This window comes from Planobispora rosea (assembly GCF_014648175.1).
In the GTDB taxonomy this organism is placed as follows: Bacteria; Actinomycetota; Actinomycetes; order Streptosporangiales; family Streptosporangiaceae; genus Planobispora; species Planobispora rosea.
Map to the genome: position 1 here is coordinate 203,234 of NZ_BMQP01000009.1, position 21,640 is coordinate 224,873.

The window sequence follows — 21,640 nt, forward strand, 5'->3', positions numbered from 1 at the left end:
GGCTCAGTCGGGGACGTGCGGGCCGCTGAGGCGTTCGAGCAGGCGGGCGAGGCGGTCGCGGATTCCCTGCCGGCGGGGGGCCTCGCCGGCGGCCATGCTCACCAGGTGCTGGGCGCCGTCGAAGGAGAGCGGCGCCTGGACGGGGACCGCCAGGGCGTCGTGGGCCAGCCCTTCCAGATCGGGGTCGCCGCAATCCAGCGCGAGAATGGTCGCCCCGGTACGGCGGGCGTCGCCGACCCGCTCCAGCAGCGCCTCGGGTGCCCGGTCCTCCGCCACCACGAACAGCGTCTCGCCCCGCTCCGCCCGCTCGATCCGCTCCAGCCCGACCCGCAGATGGGCGGGCGCGTCGGGGGCCGGGGTCCAGCGCACCAGCGTGGGGGCGAGCTGCGGCAGGCCCGACAGGCGGGCCTCGTCGCCCAGGTGTGCGGTCAGGTGCCAGGGCTCGTCCGCCGGGGTGCCGACCACCAGCAGGCCCCCCGGGGAGCGGGTCGCGCGCAGGGCCATGCCCAGCTCGCGGGTGCGCTCGATCCAGGGGGTCGATTCCAGGACCTCGCGCAGGAATGCCACCGACCCAGCGTCCATGGGATCAATGGTGCCCCAGGCACCCTGAGACTGTCCGTGGAACTCAGCTCTGGCATCATCTGGGCGTGGAGCGCGCGACGGCGGACCCGGACGGGCGCGGCCATGTCAGCGGCCGGGCCCGGCGCAGAGCGGGCCGGGCGGGAACGATGAGGAGCGATGAGTGAGCACTGACCTGCCCGACGTGAGCGGAATCTCCCTCGGCATCCTGGGTGGCACCGGCGACCAGGGCAAGGGACTGGCCAGGCGGTTCGCCATCGCGGGGCACACCGTGCTGATCGGGTCGCGCAGCGAGGAGCGGGCGCGGGAGGCCGCCGAGAGCCTCGCCGGGCTCGCCGGGACGGTCCGGGGGGCCGACAACGCGACCGTGGCGGCCGAGGCCGACGTGGTGATCGTGGCGGTACCCTGGGACGGCCACAGGGCCACCCTGGAGTCCGTCCGCGCCGAGTTGGACGGAAAGATCGTCATCGACTGCGTGAACCCGCTGGGCTTCGACAAGCAGGGCCCCTACGCGCTGCCCGTCGAGGAGGGCAGCGCCGCCCAGCAGGCCGCCGCGGTCCTGACCGGCAGCCGCGTGGTCGGCGCCTTCCACCACGTCTCGGCCGTCCTGCTGCTGGACCCGGAGGTCGAGGAGGTGGATCTGGACGTGCTCGTGCTGGGCGACGACCGCGAGGCCACCGACACCGTCCAGGCGCTGGCCGGCCGGATCGCCGGCGTCCGCGGCGTGTACGGCGGCCGCCTGCGCAACGCCGGCCAGGTCGAGGCCCTCACCGCGAACCTGATCTCCATCAACCGCCGTTACAAGGCCCACGCCGGCTTCCGCGTCACCGACGTCTGACCGGCCGCGGGGCCGGGACACGCCGGGCGGAGGGGAGGGCTCTCGCCCCGGGTGCGCCGCGGGTCAGATCCAGCCCGCGTCCTCGGCGACGCGGATGGCGTCGATCTTGTTGCGGGCCCCGGTCTTGGTGATGGCCCCGGTCAGGTAGTTGCGCACGGTGCCGGCGGACAGGTGCAGCCGGGCGGCGATCTCCTCCGCCGTGGCGCCGCGCGCGGCCTGACCGAGGACCTCCCGCTCCCGGGGGGTCAGCGGGCTGGCACCGTACTCCATGGCCGCCGAGACCAGCTCCGGGTCGAGCACCCGGAGGCCCTGCGCGGTACGGCGGACGGCGTCGGCGAGACGGTCCCCCGGGGCGTCCTTGACCAGGAACGCCTCGATGCCGCATCCCAGCGCCCGGCGGACCTGGCCGGGCCGGCCCATCGCGGTGAGCACCAGCACGCGGCAGTCCGGCAGCCGCTCCCGCAGCTCCACCGAGGCGGTGATGCCGTCGACGCCGGGCAGGTCGATGTCCAGGATCGCCACGTCCGGTCGGGTCCGCAGCGCCGCGGGGACGATCTCGTCGCCCCGGGTCACCTCGGCGACCACCTCGATGTCGGGCTCCAGCCGGAGCAGCGCGGTGAGCGCCGCCCGGATCATGTGCATGTCCTCGGCGAGGAGTATCCGGATCACGCGGGCACGTCCTGCACGAGCGGCACTTCCACCACGAGCCGGAACCCGCCGTTCCCGGTCGGCTCGGCGTGCAGCGAGCCGCCCAGCCCGCTCGCGCGCTCCCGCAGGCCGGTCAGGCCGCCGCCGTCGCCGGCCACCCGTTCGGGGACACCGCCGTCGGCGGCCCGTCGAGGGGCGCCGTCGTTGACCAGCTCCAGCCGTGCGGTCCCGTCCGCCGCGGAGGTGCTGATCGAGCAGGTCGTCGCCCGGCTGTGCCGCAGCACGTTCGTGATCCCTTCGCGAACCGCCCAGGCCAGCGCCTCATCGGTCGGGCGATCCAGGCCGAGGTCGGCGAGGTTGGCCCGGCAGCCGATCCCCGACACCTCCAGCAGCGCCACGCCCCGCCGCACCTCCTCCCTCAGCGACATCTCCCGGTAGCCCCGCGCCACCTGCCGCACCTCCTGTGCGGTGTCCCTGGCCACCTGGACCAGCTCGGTCAGCTCATTCCTGGCCGAGGCGGGGTCGCGCTCGACGAGCCTGCGGGCGAGGTCGCCCTTGAGCGCGATCGTGGTCAGGCTGCTGCCCAGCCCGTCGTGCAGGTCCCGGGAGATGCGCAGCCGCTCGCGCAGCACCGCCGCCTCCGCCAGTTCGGCGCGGGCTCGCTCCAGTTCCCGGGTGACCGCCACCAGCCGCACCGCCGCGTACAGCACGAAGCTCGTGACCAGGACCGTGATCCCGACGTAGGTCGCCCCGAAGAAGACGGAACCGGAGGAGCCGGAGTAACCGAGCACGGCGAGCCCCACCTGTCCCGCCGTCACCGGCGCCAGCGCGACCAGCCCCCACGGCATGCGCAGCCGCAGCAGCAGGACCGAGCCGAGCATGGAGGGGAACACGGACCAGAAGAAGCCGAGCACGGCCATCGGGGCGTAGGAGGCGACGATCAGGGTTACCAGGGAGACCGTCAGCCCGCCCGGTTCCGCGCCGTCGAGGGCGGCTCTGGTCTCCCGGTAGAACGGCACGTAGAAGGCGACGAGCCCGGCGGCGGCCACGGCGATCTGGAGGGCGGACCCCGCGGACAGCAGCATCAGGAGCGCCGTCAGCGGGAAGCCCGCCGCGATGGTGACGATCGCACCGATGGCGAGCTGTTTCGGGGTTATCCGCATATCGGGAATCTATGGCCGGCGCGGTTCCCAGCGGAACCAGCGGGTGATCGTGAGCAGGGCGATCGCGGTCCAGACGGCCAGGTTCAGCGCCGGTACGGCCGCCGCCGAGAGGTCGCCGGCGAGCGTGCCGTCCGCTGCGTAGGCGACCCGGATCAACTCGGCCATCGCGCTGGTGGGCAGGAACCCGAGCAGCGTGCCCGCCCAGTCCGGCAGCAGCTGCGTCATCGGGCCGAAGCCCCCGCTGCCGAGCCCGGCGAGCATGAAGAAGGGCATCACCATGACGGCGGCGAGCTCGGCGCGGGGCACCAGCGGGGTGAACGCCACCCCCAGCAGGCACAACACGGCCGAGCCGAGGACGACGGCGAGTGCGAAGAGCAGGAGGTCGCGCGGGACGGGAAGACTCGTCGTCGCGTACAGCACGCCGGAGATCACGGCGGCCAGCAGCGTGCTCTGCAGCACGAGGTTGCCGACCTCGCCGCCCACGATCGAGCCGTCCCCCAGCCCGGTGGTCCGCAGCCGCTTGAGGAGGAGCTGGTCGCGGCGGGCGGTGACGGTGACCGCGATCTGGTTGAACGTCGAGATCACCAGGACCATCGCCAGCACCCCCACGTGCTGGTCCACCAGGAGGTCGAGGCTCCCGGGGCGGAGCTTGTCCATCAGGAGGGGCAGGCCGATGCCCAGCCCCAGGAACAGCAGCACCGACGTGCTCAGCGCCGCGCGGTCGCGCCAGAACAGGCGGGCGTCGAAGCGGGTCACGACCGCCAGATCACGTACGGACACGGTCACGCCACCTCGCTCTTCGCGGAAGTCCTCACGGTCGTCCCCCCGGAGGCCGTCCCGGCGGGCCCGGTGACCTCGGCGAGGTCGAGGAACAGGTCTTCGAGTGTCGCCGTACGGACCTCCAGGCCGCGCAGTCGCACGCCCCTCTCGCCCGCCCAGCCCAGCAGGGTCTGCGCGGCGAGATCGGGGTCCTCGACACGGCAGATCGCGGTACGGCCCTCCACGGCGGTGACCTGGACCGGCAGATCCTCCGGGGAGACCTCGGCGGGCAGCTCGAAGGCGACCCGGCCCGCCTGCGCGGCCAGCGTCTCGGCCATGCCGCCGCCGGCGACGATGCGCCCCCGATCCATGATCACCATGGTGGACGCCAGCCGCTGGGCCTCCTCCAGGTAGTGGGTGGTGAGCAGGATCGTGGTGCCCTGCCCGGCCAGGTCCCGGATGACCTGCCAGGTGTTCCTGCGCGCCTCGGGGTCCATCCCGGTGGTCGGCTCGTCCAGGAAGAGCACGTCGGGACGGTTCAGCACAGCCAGCGCGAGGTCGAGGCGGCGCTTCTCGCCGCCCGAGAGCTGGCGCACCCTCGTGTCCGTCTTGGCACCGAGCCCGGCGAGTTCCAGGGCCTCGTCCCGGGGGCGGGGCGCGGCGACGAAACCGCGCCAGGCGTCCACGGTCTGGGCCACGGTCAGGTCGGGGAAGAACCCCGCCTCCTGGAGCATGATCCCGGTCCGGCGGCGGATCCGGGCGCGGTCCCCGACCGGATCGAGCCCGAGGATCCGCACGGTGCCCCGGTCCGCGGGCCGGAACCCGGCCAGCACCTCGACGGTTGTGGTCTTCCCCGCGCCGTTCCGCCCGAGCAGGGCGAAGACCTCGCCCTGTCCGACGGTGAACGAGACGTCCCCGACCGCCTCGAAGTCCCCGTAGCTCTTGCCGAGCCCGTCCACGTCAATCGTTGCCATGTCTCCGATCCTGGAGACGGGCGGTGGCCGGGCACAGTGAGAAATTCACGACTTCGACGGTGGATGCCCGCCCAGGGAGGGCTCTTCACCTCCGGCAGGCGGCGTTCTCCGATGCGATGACGGATATGGGGCGCTATCCCCATAGACGAGCGCCCTGCCGCCCGTGTGGTGACATCAGGGCGCCTATACCGTCCGTAGCGCATTGATCAATTTTCGTGAAAGGGAACCGTGTCGGGACCCGTCCCCTTCCCGGGGGCGGAAACACTCGGGGCATCGATGTCACCCGCTTTCCCACCACCCGTTGAAGGTCGTCGTCCTGCGAGGACAAGTCATGCGTGTGCCCCTGCTCTGTCTGATCTTCTCCCTTTCCGGCTTCCTGCCCACCGGCGTCGCGTCGGCGGAGGCCGCGAGCCCGTCCTCCGCCGGAGCGCCGCCCGGTGCGGCCGTGATGGAACGGATGCCCTTCGCCGGTGGCGAAGGCGGAAACTACGGCGGCTACGGCGGCGGTGAGGACGGCGGTCAGGGCGGCGAAGGCGGTGACCACGGCGGCGAAGGCGGTGGAGGCGGCGGCTACCGCGGCGAAGGCGGAAACTACGGCGGCTACGGCGGTGGCGAAGGCGGCGGTCAGGGCGGCGAAGGCGGCGGTCAGGGCGGCGAAGGCGGTGAAAGCGGCGGTCAGGGCGGTGGCAGCACGCCCGGACCGGCCACGCCCGGTACGGAGACACCGTGCCCGCCCACGCCCGGGGCGAGTCCGTCACCCGGCGGTGGTTCCACGCCTGGTGAGGGGCTGCCGCGACCGGCGAGGCCGGAGTGGGGAGCGCCCCGCCCGGCCGGGCCCGGCGGGGGCGAGGTGATCCGCCGCCGTGACACGCCGGGTGGCGGCAGCGGGGGCGGGCAGGGCTCGCCCGGGAATTCCGGGTCGCGGCCGGAGACCGGTCGCGGGGAGCGGGGACCGGGTGAAGGGCGTCCGCGGGATGTGACGGGCCCGCCCGTCTGGGGGAAGGGGTCACCGGATCCGGCGGAGGCCGGCCGGAGTTCCTCGTGGGGTGGGCGGTCCCCGGCCGGCTACTTCGAGCGGGAGGCCACGGTGGACATGGCCCCGGTCGCCGAGCCGATTCCGGTGACGTGGGTGTCCGAGGCCGCCGCCGGCATGCGGCCTCCGCCCGCAGGCGCGGAGACTTCCGGGGTCACCGCCGGCGCGCGGCGTCCCTCCGCCGGTACGGACATCCCCGGGGTCGGCGGGGCGGCCGCGGTGGCGCTGGCCGGAGGGATCATGCTCGTCCTCCGCCGCCGGTACCGTCCGGCCCTCCCGGGGATCGCCGGCCCGTCCCGCTGAGGACACTCCCACGGGCCGGGCGTCCGGGCGATTCTCCGGTACGGGGCGCCGGAGGACCGGGGCGGGTCGTCAGAGGACCAGGGGGTGCAGCACCCGGGACAGGCTGCTGCCGTCGTACTCGTGCCAGGCGGCGGCGAGCCGCTCGACGGCAGCGGTCAGCTCCTCCTCGGGAAGCAGGAACGGCAGGCGCAGGAAACCGTCGTGGCCGCCCAGGGGGTCGAACGCGCGTCCCGGCGGGACCGCCACCCGGTGGCGGAGGGCGACCTGGACGAAGGCGTCGGTGTCGCCGTGCGGCAGCCGTACCCAGACGGTCTGGCCGCCGAGCGCCGGTCCGGCGGACCAGCCGGGCAGCGCACGGGCCAGCTCGGCCAGCAGATGGTCGTGCCGCCGCCGCAGGATCGCGACGCGCTCGCGGCGCAGCTCGCCGATGCGGGTGAGCAGCCGGGCGGCGGCGAGCTGGGAGAGCACGTCCCCGCCGAGGTCGTGGACGGCCCGGAGCCGGGAGAGCCGGGAGATCACCGGCTCGGCCGCGCGGATCCAGCCCACCCGCAGCCCTCCCCAGACGATCTTGCTCAGCGAGCCGACGGTGATGATCTGCTCGCCCGGGTGGAAGAAGCAGAGCGGAGGCGGCGGCTCGCCGGAGAAGCAGAGCTCGGCAGGGACCTCGTCGTCGATGAGCGGCACGTCGTGCCCGGCGGCGAGCCCGGCCAGCCGGCGCCGGACGAGGGAGGGCATGACCGCGCCCGTCGGGTTGTGCCCGGTCGGGACGAGATAGGCCAGGGCGGGCCGGTCGGCCAGCGCCGCCCCGAACTCCACGAGCCCGCCCGCCGCGCCTGATTCCACCGGCCCGCCCGCCGCGGCGGACCCCGCCGGACCGGCCCCTGCGCCCGATCCCGCCGGGACCGCGGCCGTACGGAAACGCGCCGCGGCCTCCCGGAAGGACTCCAGCGCGCCGGGATAGGTGACGGGCTCGGTCAGCACGGTGTCGCCGGGGGAGAGGAACGCGGCCGCCAGGAGCGTCAGCGCCTGCTGCGCGCCGTTGGTGACGAGGATCTCCCCGGGAGAGGTGGGGACCCCGCGTGCCCGGTAGTAACGGGCGAGCGCCTCGCGCAGCACCGGGTACCCGGCCGGGTGGTAGCCGATGTCGTGCCGGACCGTCGCGAGCTCCGCCCCGGCCTCGGCGTAGGCCTCGATCAGCGCGGGCGGGGGCTCGTCCGGGGCGGCGCACGACAGCAGGGCGACGCCGTCCGGCAGGCCCAGCAGATGCTGGTGCAGGGGGTTGACCGCCATGGCGGCCGTGGTCCGGGTGGCGGGCAGGGCGGCCGGGGCGACCCGGGTGCCGCTTCCCTGCCGGCGCACGACCTTGCCCTCCTGCTGGAGCTGGTCGTAGGCCGCGACCACGGTGCCCCGGCCGACCGCGAGCCTGCGGGCGAGGAGCCGCTCGGGCGGGAGCAGGCTGCCGGGCTGCAGCTCGCCGTCGTCGATCAGCGCGCGGATCCGTACGGCCAGCAGCAGGTAGAGCGGGCCCCGGCCGGAGGACCACCTGCCGAGCCGCGCCGTCAGCTCGTCTAAATTGGATCGCATGATGAACCAATCTTGCCGGATTGGATCTGAGAAACAACCCGATGAACGGACATCGTTGACATATGACTGAACTGCGCCCGGAGACCCGTACCGTCCACCTGCCCCAGCCGCCGCTGAACGGCAGCCGTCCGATCGCGGTGCCGCTCTACCAGACCTCCGGGTTCGCCTTCGACGACCCGGCCGTCTTCGCCGACGGCATGAACCGTCCCGACGGGGCGTTCGTCTACGGCCGCCTGTCCAACCCCACGGTCCGCGCGCTGGAGGAGGCCGTCGCCGGGCTGGAGGGCGGCGCCGGCGCCGTGGCCACCGGCTCGGGCATGGGAGCGATCAACTCCGTGCTGCTGTGCCTGCTGCAGCCCGGTGACCACCTGATCGCCCAGAAGGCCATCTACGGCGGCACCGCGGCGATGATCAACGACCTGGTGGCGCGGTTCGGGATCGAGGTGACCTACGTCCCCGAGGACGACCCCGAGGCGTTGCGCGCGGCGGTCCGGCCGTCCACCAAGCTGGTCTACCTGGAGACGATCGCCAACCCGGTGACGCAGGTGGCCGACCTGCCGGGGATGTGCGCCGCGGCCCGCGAGGCCGGGCTGGTCTCGGTGGTGGACAACACCTTCGCCTCACCGGTCCTGTGCCGCCCGATCGAGCACGGCGCCGACGTGGTGGTCCACTCCACGACCAAGTACCTGAGCGGCCACGCCGACGTCCTCGGCGGCATCGCCGTCTTCGCCGGCGACGAGCTCTACCGGAAGGTGTGGAAGTACGCCACCTACCTGGGCGCGACCGCCGACCCGTTCGCCGCCTGGCTCACCCTGCGCGGCATCCAGACGCTGCCGCTGCGCATGGAGCGCCACTGCGCCAACGCGCGTGAGCTGGCGACCCGTCTGGACGCCCACCCGGCGGTGTCGGCCGTGCACTGGCCGGGCCTGCCCTCCCACCCGTCCTACGCGCTGGCGGGCAAGCTGCTGCCCGACTTCGGCGGAGTCTTCTCCTTCGACCTGGTCGGCGGGCGCGCGGCCGGGGAGAGGTTCATGAGCTCGGTACGGGTGGCGCTGCTGGCCCCCTCGCTCGGCGGCGTGGAGACGCTGATCCTGCACCCGGCGACGACCTCGCACAAGTCGCTGACCGCAGAGGAACTCGCCCGGCACGGGATCGGCGAGGGGACCGTCCGCGTCGCGGTCGGCATCGAGCACGTCGAGGACCTGTGGGCGGACTTCGCCCAGGCGCTCTCCTGACGGGCGGTGAGAGCGTGAGCGTGCCGATCGTGGACGTGGAGCGGGCCGCGGAGCGGATCGCCGGATACGCCCGCCGTACTCCGGTCATGGAGATGTCGCCGGGACTGTTCCTGAAGCTGGAGACGCTGCAGCACTCCGGGTCGTTCAAGGTCCGGGGCGGGTTCAACCGCGCGCTGGCGGCGCGGGAGGCCGGGGAACTGCCCGAAGCCGGCCTGATCGCCGCCAGCGGCGGCAACCACGGTCTGGCGGTCGCCCACGTCGCCCGCGCGCTGGGCGTCCGGGCCGAGATCTTCGTCCCCACGGTGGCGAGCCCGGTGAAGGTCGCCGGGCTGCGGGCGCTGGGGGCGGAGGTGACCCAGACCGGCGCGATCTACGCCGAGGCGTACGAGGCGTCGGTCAAGCGGGCCGCGGAGACGGGGGCACTGGAGGTCCACGCCTACGACCAGGCCGACGTGGTCGCCGGGCAGGGCACGACGGGGCTGGAGGTACTGGAGCAGACCGGGGGAGTGGACACGATCCTGGTCGCGGTGGGCGGCGGCGGGCTGATCGGCGGGATCACGGCGGCCGTCGCCGGACGGGCCCGGGTGGTGGCGGTGGAGCCGGAGCTGATCCCCACCCTGAACCGGGCGCTGGCGGCCGGCGGACCGGTCCGGGTCGAGGTGAGCGGGGTGGGCGCGGACGCGCTCGGGGCGAGCAGGATCGGCCGGATCGCCTACGGGATCACCAGCGCCGCCGGGGTCCGGAGCCTGCTCGTACCGGACGAGGCCGTCATCGAGGCCCGCCGTGAGCTGTGGCGCTCCTGCCGCGTCGCCACCGAGCACGCCGGGGCCGCGGCCTTCGCCGCGCTCCACTGCGGCGCCTACGTCCCGGCTCCGGGAGAGCGGGTGGCCGTCATCGTCTGCGGTGCCAACACCGACCCCTCGACCCTGGCCTGAGCCTACGGCCCCCGGCGCCGCCGTACGGCGGCGCCGGGCGGACGGGTCAGTGGTAGCTGTGCTCGGGGGTGGGGAAGGACCCGGCGGTGACCTCGTCGGCGAAGGAGCGCACGGCGCGGTCCATCTCCTCGGCGAGGTTGAAGTACTTCTTGACGAACTTGGCCGGGCGCTCGGTCAGGCCCATGAGGTCCTGCCAGACGAGGACCTGGGCGTCGGTGGACGGCCCGGCCCCGATGCCGATCGTCGGGATGGACAGGGAGGTCGTGACCCGCTGGGCGAGGTCGGCGGGGACGCACTCCAGGACCACGGAGAAGGCGCCCGCGGCCTCGAGGTCCTTGGCGTCGGCCATCAGCTCGTCGCCGGACTGGCCGCGGCCCTGGACCCGGTAGCCGCCGAAGACGTTGACCGACTGGGGGGTCAGGCCGAGGTGGGCCATGACCGGGATGCCCGCCGAGACGAGGGCCTCGACCTGGGGGAGCACCCGGCGCCCGCCCTCCAGCTTGACCGCGTGGGCGCCCGCCTCCTTCATGAACCGGACGGCCGTCTCGAGCGCCTGCCGGGGGGAGGCCTGGTAGGAGCCGAACGGCAGGTCGGCCACCACCATCGCGCGTGACGAGCCCCGCACCACGGCGGCCGTCAGCGGCATGAGGTCGTCGACGGAGACCGGCAGCGTGGAGTCGTAGCCGTAGACCACCATGGCCGCCGAGTCGCCGACGAGCAGCACCGGGATCCCGGCCTCGTCGAAGATCCTGGCGGTCATCGCGTCGTACGCGGTGACCATCGGCCACCTCTCGCCCCGCTCCTTGGCGGCGGCGATGTCGCGCACGGTGACCCTTCGTCCGGTCTGGCCGCCGTAGAGCGCGGTCGGCCGACTGGTTACGGAAGAGGACATGGGAACCCTCCAGAGTCTCGAGGCGCCCCTGTGGCGTCCCCGGACGTTTCTGATGATGGCATGCGTTCGCTTGGTTAAACACCCCCCGGGCGTCCGGTAATCCGGTGGCGGAACTGTCGGGGCCGTACGCCACAATGCAGGGGGAGGTAAGTAATAAAAATGGCCATCGAACCTTACCGTCGCCTGCTGGCCCTGCCGGGTGTGCGGACGCTGCTGATCGTCGGACTGCTCGCGCGGATCCCGTCCACCGCGGTCGGTCTCACGTTGACGCTGCACATCAGGAGCCTCGGCATGGGGTGGTTCGAGGCCGGTGCGGTCGGCACCGCGACCACGGTGGGCATGGCCGTCGGCTCGCCGCTGGCCGGAAGGTTCGCCGACCGGTACGGCCTGCGGCCGGTGCTGCTGGTGACCGGCGCCGCGCAGCTCGCCTTCTGGACCTCCGCCTGGGCGATGCCGTACCCCGTGCTGGTCGTCGCCTCGGTGGTCGCGGGCCTGCTGGCGCTCCCGGTGTTCAGCGTGATCCGGCAGTGCCTGGCCGCCATGGTCCCGGTGGAGCAGCGCAGGACCGGCTTCTCCCTCGACTCGATGCTGGTCGAGCTGTCCTACATGGCCGGGCCCGCGTTCGCCGCGGCCGGTACGGCGGCGCTCGGCAGCACGTGGACGATGTGCCTCGTCGCGGCCGGCCTGGCCGGCTCCGCCGCGGCGCTGATCCTGCTGGACCCGCCCACCCGCTCCGACGAGGAGAAGGAGGAGGCGGCGGAGAAGGTGCCGCGGAGCCGGTGGCTGACCCCCGGGCTGATCACCCTGCTCGGCACGGCCTCGGCGGCGACCTTCATTCTGACCGCCACCGAGCTCTCCCTGGTGGCGACGATGGAGCGCGCCGGGGACACGGCCTGGATCGGCCTGGCGATCGGGGTGTGGTGCCTCTACTCGCTGATCGGCGGATTCGTCTACGGCGGGCTGCCGCGCGGGTTCTCCCCGCTGGTCCTGATCGGCGGCATGGGCCTGCTCACCATCCCGGTCGGGCTGGTCGGCGGCGGCTGGTGGTGGCTGGTGGTGGCCCTGGTCCCGGCCGGGGTGCTGTGCGCCCCCGGCCTCTCCTCCACGGTGGAGGCGGTGAGCCGCTGGGTCCCCGCCGGGGCCAGGGGTGAGGCCATGGGCCTGCACGGCACGGCCCTGCTGGTGGGCGGCGCGGTCGCGGCGCCGATCGCCGGAGCGATCATCGACAGCGCGGGACCCGGCTGGGCGTTCGCCACGGCGGGACTGGTCGGGGTGGCGATGGTGCTGGTCGCCCTGCCGTTCTGGCGGCGGACCGCGACCGCGGCGGAGGAGCCGGAGCCGGTCGCCGCCTGAGGTCCCGGGCGGGCCTCGTGTCCCATCCCCAGGGGGCAGGGCCCGCGGGGTGGCCGACCGGTGGCCGAGGGGGGAACAACCGAATAATACGAAACGGGGCCGTTGCGTATCGGAATGGATAGCGATACGCTCGCGTTGCGAAACGTTGCCGTATCGAAAAATGGAGTCCCCCATGACATCCCCCCTGGAACAGAAACTGGGTCATCCGAGACGGTGGCAGATCCTGGGAGTGCTGGTCTTCAGCCTCCTGGCGGTCGTGCTCGACAACACCATCCTCAACGTCGCCCTGAAGACGATCGCCGACCCGCAGGACGGCCTGGGCGCCTCCCAGAGCCAGCTGGAATGGGCGATCAACTCCTACACTCTCGTCTTCGCCGGTCTGCTGTTCACCTTCGGGGTGATCGGCGACCGGACCGGCCGCAAGCGGATGCTGCTCATCGGCATGGTCCTGTTCGGCCTCGCCTCACTGGCCAGCGCCTACGCTCAGGACCCGGCGCAGCTCATCGCGGCCCGGGCGTTCATGGGCATCGGCGGCGCCGCGATCATGCCGGCCACGTTGGCGATCATCTCCAACGTCTTCCCGCCGCAGGAGCGCGGCAAGGCGATCGGCGTCTGGGCCGGCGGGGTGGGACTGGCCGTGGCGATCGGCCCGATCACCGGGGGCCTGCTCCTGGAGCACTTCTGGTGGGGGTCGGTCTTCCTGGTCAACCTGCCGATCGTGGTGATCAGCATGGTGCTCATCGGCCTGGTGGTGCCCGAGTCGCGCGACCCCAAGCCGTCCAAGCTCGACCCGGTCGGCGTGCTGCTGTCCATCGTCGGCCTGGTCGCCCTCACCTACGGCATCATCCGCGGCGGTGAGCTGGCCACGGTCGCCAGCGCCGAGGTGCTCGTCCCGGTGGTCCTCGGCGTCGCCGTCCTGGCCGCCTTCGTCTGGTACGAGCGCCGCATCGACCACCCGGCCTTCGACGTCACCCACTTCCGCGACCCCCGCTTCTCCACCGCGATCGGCATGATCGGCATCGTGTTCTTCGCGATGATGGGCGCGATGTTCTTCCTGGTCTTCTACCTGCAGATCGTGCTGGGCTTCACCCCGCTGCAGGCCGGCGCGCTGATGCTCCCGTTCGCGGTGGCCCAGCTCATCTTCGCCCCCCTCAGCCAGCAGATGACCGCCCGCTTCGGCGCCAAGCTCACCGCCACGGTCAGCATGGTCATCGTGGCCGCCGCCCTGGCCGCCTACGCGTTCATGGACGCCGGCACCCCGGTCCTGGTGATCGAGGTCGTCTTCTTCGTCCAGGGCGCCGCGATGGCCAACATCATGCCGCCCGCCACCACCGCGATCATGGAGTCGATGCCCCGGGAGAAGGCCGGGGTCGGCTCGGCGATGAGCAACACCGTGCGCCAGGTGGCCGGCGCCCTCGGTGTGGCCCTGCTCGGCTCGCTGCTCTCGGCGACCTACCGCGACGAGATCACCCCCGCGCTGGCCGGCCTGCCGGAGGAGGCGCGGCACGAGGCCGGCGAGTCCCTGACCCGCACGCTGGCCCTCGCCGGCGAGCTGGGCGAGCGCGGCGCCGCGCTGATCGCCCCCGCGCTGCGGGCCTTCCTGGACGGCATGCACGTCACGGCTCTGGTCGCGGCGGGAATCGCCCTCGTCGGAGCCCTGACGGTGGTGCGCTGGCTGCCCGGCAGGCATGTCCCCGCGTCGGAGGAGAACCGCGACAAGGAACCGGCAGTAGTGTAGGCGCGATATGGCGACCACCGACGAGAACCGGCCGGCCCGCCCCGCGGGCCGGCCGCGCAGTGCCAAGGCGGAGAAGGCGATCATCGAGGCCACCCTCGACCTGATCAGTGAGAGCTCCGGCATCTCCGATCTGTCGATCGAGGCCGTCGCCGCCCGTGCGGGCGTGGGCAAGACCACGATCTACCGGCGCTGGTCGAACAAGGAGGACCTGGTCGTCGACGCCCTGGCAGTGCTGAAGGCCCCGCTGCCGCCGGTCTCCGGGCGGTCGGTCCGCGAGGACCTGATCACCTACCTGGAGGTCATGCGCCGGGAGGCGGGCGACGCGCGGAGCCGGTGCGTGATGAACATCGTCATGAACGAGGGCGACCGTCACTCGCGCATGGTGGAGCGGATCCGCCAGGCGACGGTCAGGCCGCGTCAGGAGGCGCTGGAGGCCCTGCTCCGGCGCGGCGTCGAGACCGGTGAGCTCCGCGCCGACCTCGACCTCCCGATCGCGATGGCGATGGTGGTCGGCACCGTGATGTGGTACGCCAAGTCGGCGGGGTTCGGCGAGGCCGGGGCGGACGCCGGATCCCTTCCCGAGACGCTCGCCGAGCGCCTCGCCGACCACCTCCTGTCCGGTCTCACCCCCCGCTGACGCCGTACCCCCGCATCCGTCTGTATCCCTCCGCCCCTCCCGTGCGTGGCCGTCCTGCTCTCGGGCGGCCGTCACGCAGAATCCCGGCCCCCGCAGCCTCCCGGCGCGGGGGCCGTCCCATGTCCGCCGCGGCGTCCTCCGGGCCCATGGCGTCCTCCGAGCCGCGCGGCGTCCTCTGGACCCTAGGCAAAACATGAACATTGTTCTAATCTCCCGGCATGCGTTCGTTGCGCAGGGTCATGACCGTCGCCGCGCTGACCCTCGGCCTGCTGCTGTCCGCCTCCGCCGCCCTCGCCCACGAGGAGCGCCCGGTCACCTTCCCCGACGGCACCGGCAGCGTCCCGGTCCTCCGTACCGGTGAGCCCGATCTGCTCGTCTGCAAGACCGACCGCGCGGACTTCGGCAGGCGGATCGCGGGCTTCCCCGCCGACCTGAGACGGCGCAACCTGAAGCTGTTCGAGCGCTGCCAGGACGAGGGCTACCGGCACCTGCAGGAGGCCGTGGACCAGGTCGACCGGGCGGGGACGACCATCGCCATCCTGCCCGGCGTCTACCTGGAGGAGCCCAGCCAGCCCGAGCCCACCGGGGACTGCGCCGAGCTGGACGCCCGCCGGTCGTCGTGGGGTTACCAGATCCTCTCGTTCGAGCAGCAGAAACAGTGCCCGCACAACCAGAACCTGGTCGCCATCATGGGGATCGAGGACCTGCAGATCGAGGGCACCGGCGCGAGCCCGCTGGATGTGATCGTCGACGCGCAGTACAAGAAGCTGAACGCGATCCGGGCCGACATGGCCGACGGGATCTACTTCCGCAACTTCACCGCCCAGCGGACCACGTTCAACTCGCTGTACATCCTGGCCACCGACGGGTTCGTCATCGACAGGATGCTCACCCGCTGGAACGACGAGTACGGTTTCCTCACCTTCGCCAGCGACCACGGCCTCTACACCGACTGCGAGTCCTACGGCAACGGCGACTCCGGCATCTACCCGGGCAGCGCCTCCGACATCAACAGCGGCCGCGGCCACGACGTGCCGCGCTACTCCATCGAGATCCGGCGCTGCAGGAGCCACCACAACATGGTCGGCTACTCCGGTACGGCGGGCGACTCGGTCTACGCCCACGACAACGAGTTCTACGCGAACATGGGCGGAGCCTCGATGGACAGCGCCTTCCCCGGGCACCCGGGCCTGCCGCAGAACCACGCGAAGTTCGAGCGGAACAAGATCTACGACAACAACCAGGACTACTACCGGCACGTCGCCGACGGCACCTGCGCCAAACCCCCGGCGGAGCGCGGCTACGAGCGGGGCGTCGTCTGCCCGCAGATCGGCATGCCCCCGGGCACCGGCGTCATCACCGCGGGCGGCAACTGGAACGTCTTCCGGGACAACTGGATCTGGGGCCACGACGAGGCCGCCTTCAACCTGCTGGCCGTACCCGCCTTCATCCGCGGTGAGGAGTCCTGGGACAAGCAGTTCGACACCTCCCACCACAACCTCTACGAGGGCAACCGGCTCGGCGTCACGCCCGCAGGGGAGAGCCGCCCCAACGGCGCGGGCGTCTCCTGGGACGGCCAGGGCACCGGCAACTGCTGGCAGGACGGCGTCGGCCCCTCCACCCCCTGGGCGCTGCCCGCCTGCGGCTCGGCGGGACCGTCCCGGGTCGTCAGCGAACCGGTCAAGATCGCCAAGAACTACCTGTGCAACGAGTACAGCATCCGCGAGCGGCGGCTCCCGGCCGGCTGCGACTGGTACGGCTCGGCCGGCCTGGCCCGGGTCGAGGTCCAGCTCGCCCTGGCCGGCTCCCTCGTCCTCGGCCTGATCGCCGTCCTGCTGTGGCGCCGCCGGTTCCCCTCGCGCGCCGGGCTGGCGGTCACCCTCACCGGGCTGGCGGGCCTGACCCTGGACGTCTTCGGGGCGGCGTACGGATACACGGTGCTGCCCGCCGTGGCCCTCGCGCTGATGGGCGTGTGGTGGATCGGGGCCGGGAGGCTGGCGGGCAGCGGCGCGGAGGCCAGGAGGATCTTCGGCTGGTTCACGGTCGTGCTCGGCGTCCTCGCCCTGGCCGACGCGTTCGACAAGGCGATCATGATGATCCCGCTGCTGCCGGTCGGCCCCGGCTGGATCCGCGGTCTGCTCGCCGGCGTCTGGACCCTCTGGGCCATCGTCCTGCTCGCCCCGCGGCCCCGCCGTACGGCGGCTCCCGCCGAGGTCCCGCAGGAGGCCCGCGCGTGACACCACCGGGCAACGGGACGGGGCAGGCGCCGGTGTCCTCCGCGCCCGCGAGCGGCCGGTCGCGGGCCGTCCGGGTGCCACCGGCCCTCGCGGTGCTGGGCGCATGCCTGCTCGCGTCCGCCTGCACGATCTCCACCGGCCACCACGACCCCGGGACCGACCACACCGTGGCCACCGCGCCCCCGGCCTACGACACCTACGGCGCGCCCAAGGGCCCGACGCTCACGATCACGATCGCGGGAGGGCGGGTGACCCCCGCCCCCGGCCGCGCCGAGGTCGTCAGGGGCCACGCCGTCCGCCTGGTCGTCACCTCCGACACCGCCGACGAGCTGCACGTCCACGGCTTCGACCTGACCCGGCCGCTGGAACCGGGCAGGCCGGTCACCGTCGACTTCATCGCCGACCGCACCGGCCTGTTCGAGGTCGAGACCCACGGCTCCGGGCTGGTCCTCACCCAGCTCCTGGTCCGATGACCCCCGCGGCGGAGCTCCTCGCGCACGGCGTGGGGGACCGCCACGACCTGCCCATCCCGCTGTTCTACGCCTTCGCCGGGGCGTTCGCCGCCCTGTTCGTCTCGTTCCTGGGGCTCGCGCTGCTCTGGGCGGACTCACGGTTCCGGGGCGGTACGGCGGGGCGGCCGGTGGCGCTGCCCGAGGGCGCGCGGACCCGCTGGACCCTGCGGATCCTGGGACTGGCCGGGACCGCCTTCGCCGGGGCGTGGATGCTCCTGGGCCCCGACGATCCGGAACGCAATCCGGCCGCCCACCTGGTCTACGTGGTGCTGTGGACCGGCCTGATCCCGGCGTCGCTGCTGTTCGGCCCGGTCTGGAGGCTGCTCAACCCGCTGCGCACGATCCATCTGCTGCTCGGCGGCCGGGACCGGGGCCCCGCCCCCTTCGGCTACTGGCCGTCCGCGCTCGGCCTGGCCGCGTTCACCTGGATGGAACTGGTCTCGCCGGAACCGGCCTCGACCACCACGCTGCTGGTCTTCTTCACGCTGTACGGCACCGCGCACCTGGCCGGGGCGTCGCGGTACGGCGCCGGATGGTTCGACCGGGCCGACGCCTTCGAGGTGTACTCGGCCCTGATCGGCCGGCTGTCCCCGCTGGGCCGCCGGGACGACGGCAGGCTCGTCCTGCGCAACCCCTTCGACGGCCTCGACGCCCTGCGCCCGGCCCCGGGCCTGGTCGCCACCGTGTGCGTGCTGCTCGGCTCGACCGGCTACGACGGCTTCTCCGGCGCGCCGTGGTGGGTGAACACCCTGCAGTCCGGGCCGCTGGGCCGTACCGCGACCGGGACCCTCGGCCTGCTCGCGGCGATCCTGCTCGTGGCGCTGCTCTACCGGGCGTGCGTCGGCGCGGCCGGACTGATCGGCGGTGCCGCCGTCCCGGCCGACGGTGCACGGATCGGCGGAGGCGGCGGCCCGGGAGGCGCCGCGCGGGCCGCCGGAGGCGGGACGGCGGCCCTGTTCGCCCACTCGCTCATCCCGATCGCGGTCGGCTACCTGATCGCCCACTACTTCTCCCTCCTGGTCGTCGAGGGCCAGCGGGCGGCCGTCCTCTCCTTCGGGCTGGACCGGGCCGTGGACACCGAGATCGTGGGCCCCGGTGTGATCGCTTCCGTCCAGGTGCTGGCCATCGTGGCCGGCCACGTCGCGGGCGTGGTCGCCGCCCACGACCGCTCGGTGCGGCTGTTCACGCCGGTGCGGGCGGTCGCCGGGCAGATCCCGCTGCTGATCCTGATGGTCTGCTACACCCTCGGCGGGCTCACCCTGCTGCTCGCGGCATGATTGGGGCCGTGGGATCCTCCGTACGCCGAAGTCCGGTCCAGCAGCGCAGCGTGGAACGGGTGAACCAGATGCTCGACGCGGCCGCCGCCCTGCTCGACGAGGGCGGCTACGAGGCGCTGAGCACCCGTGCGGTGGCGGCCCGCGCCGAGGTGCCGATCGGCTCGATCTACCACTTCTTCCGCGACAAGCGCGGCCTGGCCGACGCCCTGGCCCGGCGCAACCTGGAGCGCTTCCTGGCGGGGATCGAGCGGCGGCTGGAGGGCGTGACGCACTGGCCGGCCATGGTGGACCTGGTCGTGGACGAGTACGTCGAGATGAAGCGCACCGTCCCGGGCTTCGCCGTCGTGGACTTCCGCGAGAACCGGGTGGTCGCCGAGTCCCTGGCGGCCCATCTCGCCCGCCGTATCTCGCCCGCCGACCAGGCGGCCCTGACCCGCCCGATGACCGTCGCCGTCGAGGCCGCCGACGCCCTGCTCAAGCTCGCCTTCCGCGAGTCCCCGGAGGGCGACCCGTACTACGTCGCCGAGACCAAGGAACTGCTCCGCGCCTACCTCGACCGCGCCCTGCCCCACTGATCAACGGCGGCGCGGACCGGTGAGGACGGCGGGGTCGAAGACGATCTCGTACGGTTCCCTGAGGGAGAGCAGCTCCCCGGCCCGCGCGGCGGCCACTCTGACGGACCGGTCCTCCTCGCCGGCGAACACCTCCACCAGGGGCATCACGCCCTCGCCGTGCAGCTCCACCCGCATGAACACCGGGACCCCGGCGGCGGCGTAGGAGGCGGGCTTGACGAGGTAGTCGCGCTTGCGGTTGCCGGGGCTGACGATCGAGGATGCGCACCAGCCGCTGGGCGCACAACGCGTGTTCACAGGCCGGAACGGGGCTCACGACGAGGCTGCCGTCGACGAGCTCGATGCGCTCCCCGGTCCCGGGGAGCGCCAGCCAGTCATCGACTGTGTAGGCCCCAAGACCCCGGGGAGCGGGAGCGGAGTGCGGTGGTGCTCCTGCATCGCCGTCTCCGGCCGCTCTCCGCCGGGGAACGCGTCCATCCGCTCTCCCCGCTGCTCATGAACTGTGAAGGGGAGAGTATGGCGATTACCCTCTGTCAGTAAAACGAATACGAAGAGACGTCAGGGGGTGGTCTCGCGCCAGCGGTTGGTGATGGGCAGGCGGCGGTCGCGGCCGAAGTTCTTGGGGGTGATCTTGGGGCCCGGGGGATACTGGCGGCGCTTGTACTCGGCCAGGTCGACCAGGCGGATGACCCGGGCGACCAGGGCGGGGTCGTGGCCGGCGGCGATCAGCTCAGCGGAGCCCATGTCCTTTTCGACGTAGTCGTCCAGGAGGCGGTCCAGCACGTCGTACGCCGGCAGGGAGTCGGTGTCGCGCTGGTCGGGGCGGAGCTCGGCGCTGGGCTCCTTCTCGATGGAGTTCTCCGGGATCGGCGGGCGCGGGAAGCCGCGCAGGAACGGGCTGGAGAGGCCGACCTGGGCGTTGCGCCAGCGGGCGAGCTTCCAGACCAGGGTCTTCAGGACGTCCTTGATGGGCGCGAAGCCGCCCGCTGAGTCGCCGTAGAGGGTGGAGTAGCCGGTGGCCAGCTCGCTCTTGTTGCCGGTGGTCAGCACCAGGTGGCCGTGCTGGTTGGACAGGCCCATCAGGATCATGCCGCGCACCCGGGCCTGCAGGTTCTCCGCCGCGAGCCCGGTCAGGTGGATGTCCTTCTCGAAGGAGGTGACGATGTCGGCGATCGGCACGATCTGGGCGTTGATCCCCTGCCGGTTCACCAGCTCCTGCGCGTCGGCCAGCGAGTGCTCGGAGGAGTAGACCGAGGGCATCAGCACCGCGTGGACCCGCTCCGGGCCGATCGCGTCGGAGGCGATCGTCGCCGTCAGGGCCGAGTCGATGCCGCCGGACAGGCCGAGGATGACCGACTGGAAGCCGTTCTTGGCGACGTAGTCGCGGACCGCCAGGACCAGCGCGGAGTAGACCTCGGCGGTGTCGTCCAGGTGCGCGGCGATCACCGGGGGCTCCGGCTCGTACGGTTCCAGCGGGCGGGCCGACAGCTCCACCCGCTCCACCGTGATGACGGTGCCGTCCCCGGCGTCCACCTCGAACGTGCCGGGCCCGCCGGGGGAGGCCTCGGGCAGCTCCAGGTCAGCCACCAGCAGCTCCTCGGTGAACTGCGCGGCCCGCGCCACCAGCTCGCCCGAGGCGGAGACGATGATCGAGTCACCGTCGAAGACCAGCTCGTCCTGCCCGCCGACCTGGTTGGCGTAGGCGAGGGCGCAGCCCGCCTCCCGCGCCCGCCGGGAGACCAGCGCCAGGCGCACGTCGTCCTTCTCCCGCTCGTACGGCGAGGCGTTCGGCACGACCAGCAGCCCGGCCCCGGCCTCGGCCGCCACCGCCACCGGCCCGCCGTCCTGCCACAGGTCCTCGCAGACGGCGACGGCCACGTCCACCCCGTGCAGCCGGAAGATCGGCAATCGGTCGCCGCGCACGAAGTAGCGGTACTCGTCGAAGACGCCGTAGTTCGGCAGGTGGTGCTTGGCGGTCTTGACGGCCACCCGGCCCCGGTGGAGCAGCGCCGCGGCGTCGAGCGGGGCGCCCTTGGGCTGTCCGACCCGGGGGGCGAGCCTGGCCCGGTCGACGTATCCGACGACGACGGGGGTCTCGCCGAGCCCGGCCTCGGCCAACCGCCCGGCCGCGGCCTCGGCCGCCGCGATCGACGCCTCCACGAACGAGTTCCGCAGCACCAGGTCCTCGGCCGGGTAGCCGGTGAGGAACATCTCGGTGAAGACCACCAGGTGCGCGCCCCGGCCGGTGGCACGCCGGGTCCACTCGATCAGCTTGTCGGTGTTGGCCGCCAGGTCGCCGACCGCGGGGTTGGTCTGGGCAAGGGCGATTCGCAGTTGAGCCACGATCCAACCCTATTCGCGCCGGACGGGA

Annotated in this window: 20 protein-coding genes; 11 read left to right on the top strand and 9 right to left on the bottom strand. The window is 72.9% G+C overall.

The annotated features are described in order from the left end of the window. Nucleotides 1–3: 3 nt before the first annotated feature. Entirely contained in the window at nt 4–582 is a 579-nt protein-coding gene (locus IEZ08_RS11910) for a hypothetical protein (protein WP_189242141.1), read from the bottom strand. A 160-nt stretch (nt 583–742) separates the two neighbouring features. On the opposite strand from IEZ08_RS11910, the gene npdG reads away from it, so the two are divergent. Further along, on the top strand, nt 743–1,417 hold the full coding sequence (gene npdG, locus IEZ08_RS11915; RefSeq protein WP_189242142.1) for an NADPH-dependent F420 reductase: 675 nt from the start codon (nt 743–745) through the stop codon (nt 1,415–1,417). A gap of 63 nt (nt 1,418–1,480) precedes the next feature. Here the strand turns inward: npdG and IEZ08_RS11920 are convergent, their stop codons facing one another. From IEZ08_RS11920 to IEZ08_RS11935, 4 genes are read right to left on the bottom strand one after another with little or no spacing between them, the layout of a single operon-like run. Next, nucleotides 1,481–2,086, bottom strand: coding sequence for a response regulator transcription factor (locus tag IEZ08_RS11920; protein ID WP_189242143.1), 606 nt, complete (start codon nt 2,084–2,086; stop codon nt 1,481–1,483). Then, on the bottom strand, nt 2,083–3,228 hold the full coding sequence (locus IEZ08_RS11925) for a sensor histidine kinase (protein ID WP_068922491.1): 1,146 nt from the start codon (nt 3,226–3,228) through the stop codon (nt 2,083–2,085). The genes IEZ08_RS11920 and IEZ08_RS11925 overlap by 4 nt, the downstream gene beginning before the upstream one ends. A 9-nt stretch (nt 3,229–3,237) precedes the next feature. Beyond that, entirely contained in the window at nt 3,238–4,008 is a 771-nt protein-coding gene (locus IEZ08_RS11930; RefSeq protein ID WP_189242144.1) for an ABC transporter permease, read from the bottom strand. A gap of 2 nt (nt 4,009–4,010) precedes the next feature. Beyond that, complete coding sequence (locus IEZ08_RS11935) at nt 4,011–4,961, bottom strand: ABC transporter ATP-binding protein (RefSeq protein ID WP_068922493.1); 951 nt, start codon at nt 4,959–4,961, stop codon at nt 4,011–4,013. A 331-nt stretch (nt 4,962–5,292) separates the two neighbouring features. On the opposite strand from IEZ08_RS11935, the gene IEZ08_RS11940 reads away from it, so the two are divergent. Then, nucleotides 5,293–6,297: a hypothetical protein gene (locus IEZ08_RS11940; RefSeq protein ID WP_189242145.1), complete on the top strand. Its 1,005-nt coding sequence runs from the start codon at nt 5,293–5,295 to the stop codon at nt 6,295–6,297. A 69-nt stretch (nt 6,298–6,366) separates the two neighbouring features. Here the strand turns inward: IEZ08_RS11940 and IEZ08_RS11945 are convergent, their stop codons facing one another. Further along, the gene (locus tag IEZ08_RS11945; RefSeq protein WP_189242146.1) at nt 6,367–7,881 is read right to left on the bottom strand and encodes an aminotransferase-like domain-containing protein; all 1,515 of its coding nucleotides are present in this window, start codon (nt 7,879–7,881) and stop codon (nt 6,367–6,369) included. 62 nt (nt 7,882–7,943) lie between these two features. Here IEZ08_RS11945 and IEZ08_RS11950 point away from each other — a divergent pair, with 62 nt between their 5' ends. Both IEZ08_RS11950 and IEZ08_RS11955 read left to right on the top strand, forming a co-directional pair. After that, complete coding sequence (locus IEZ08_RS11950; protein WP_068922496.1) at nt 7,944–9,116, top strand: trans-sulfuration enzyme family protein; 1,173 nt, start codon at nt 7,944–7,946, stop codon at nt 9,114–9,116. Between the two features lie 14 nt (nt 9,117–9,130). After that, nucleotides 9,131–10,051: a threonine/serine dehydratase gene (locus IEZ08_RS11955; protein ID WP_068922497.1), complete on the top strand. Its 921-nt coding sequence runs from the start codon at nt 9,131–9,133 to the stop codon at nt 10,049–10,051. 46 nt (nt 10,052–10,097) lie between these two features. Here the strand turns inward: IEZ08_RS11955 and panB are convergent, their stop codons facing one another. Then, a complete protein-coding gene (panB, locus tag IEZ08_RS11960) occupies nt 10,098–10,943 on the bottom strand; it encodes a 3-methyl-2-oxobutanoate hydroxymethyltransferase (RefSeq protein WP_068922498.1) in 846 nt (281 codons plus the stop codon). 159 nt (nt 10,944–11,102) lie between these two features. Here panB and IEZ08_RS11965 point away from each other — a divergent pair, with 159 nt between their 5' ends. The 7 genes from IEZ08_RS11965 to IEZ08_RS11995 all read left to right on the top strand — a co-directional run bounded on the left by IEZ08_RS11965 (nt 11,103) and on the right by IEZ08_RS11995 (nt 19,272). Further along, a complete protein-coding gene (locus IEZ08_RS11965) occupies nt 11,103–12,296 on the top strand; it encodes an MFS transporter (protein ID WP_068922499.1) in 1,194 nt (397 codons plus the stop codon). A 172-nt stretch (nt 12,297–12,468) separates the two neighbouring features. Beyond that, nucleotides 12,469–14,034, top strand: a complete 1,566-nt coding sequence (locus tag IEZ08_RS11970) for an MFS transporter (protein ID WP_189242147.1) — start codon at nt 12,469–12,471, stop codon at nt 14,032–14,034. Between the two features lie 7 nt (nt 14,035–14,041). Then, nucleotides 14,042–14,671 carry a TetR/AcrR family transcriptional regulator gene (locus tag IEZ08_RS11975; RefSeq protein ID WP_068922501.1) on the top strand — a complete coding sequence of 210 codons (630 nt, stop codon included), beginning with the start codon at nt 14,042–14,044 and terminating at the stop codon, nt 14,669–14,671. A 218-nt stretch (nt 14,672–14,889) separates the two neighbouring features. Beyond that, nucleotides 14,890–16,908: a right-handed parallel beta-helix repeat-containing protein gene (locus tag IEZ08_RS11980; protein WP_203863336.1), complete on the top strand. Its 2,019-nt coding sequence runs from the start codon at nt 14,890–14,892 to the stop codon at nt 16,906–16,908. After that, nucleotides 16,905–17,381 carry a hypothetical protein gene (locus tag IEZ08_RS11985; RefSeq protein WP_141703796.1) on the top strand — a complete coding sequence of 159 codons (477 nt, stop codon included), beginning with the start codon at nt 16,905–16,907 and terminating at the stop codon, nt 17,379–17,381. The genes IEZ08_RS11980 and IEZ08_RS11985 overlap by 4 nt, the downstream gene beginning before the upstream one ends. Beyond that, complete coding sequence (locus IEZ08_RS11990; protein WP_068922502.1) at nt 17,378–18,697, top strand: hypothetical protein; 1,320 nt, start codon at nt 17,378–17,380, stop codon at nt 18,695–18,697. Before IEZ08_RS11985 ends, IEZ08_RS11990 begins: the two co-directional genes overlap by 4 nt. Nucleotides 18,698–18,705: 8 nt before the next feature. Then, a complete protein-coding gene (locus IEZ08_RS11995; RefSeq protein WP_229803054.1) occupies nt 18,706–19,272 on the top strand; it encodes a TetR/AcrR family transcriptional regulator in 567 nt (188 codons plus the stop codon). Here IEZ08_RS11995 and IEZ08_RS39490 read toward each other — a convergent pair whose 3' ends face one another. Both IEZ08_RS39490 and IEZ08_RS12005 read right to left on the bottom strand, forming a co-directional pair. After that, nucleotides 19,273–19,566 carry a PDDEXK family nuclease gene (locus IEZ08_RS39490; protein ID WP_229803055.1) on the bottom strand — a complete coding sequence of 98 codons (294 nt, stop codon included), beginning with the start codon at nt 19,564–19,566 and terminating at the stop codon, nt 19,273–19,275. Nucleotides 19,567–19,827: 261 nt separating this feature from the next. Continuing rightward, entirely contained in the window at nt 19,828–21,612 is a 1,785-nt protein-coding gene (locus IEZ08_RS12005) for an NAD+ synthase (RefSeq protein ID WP_068922505.1), read from the bottom strand. Nucleotides 21,613–21,640 lie beyond the last annotated feature (28 nt).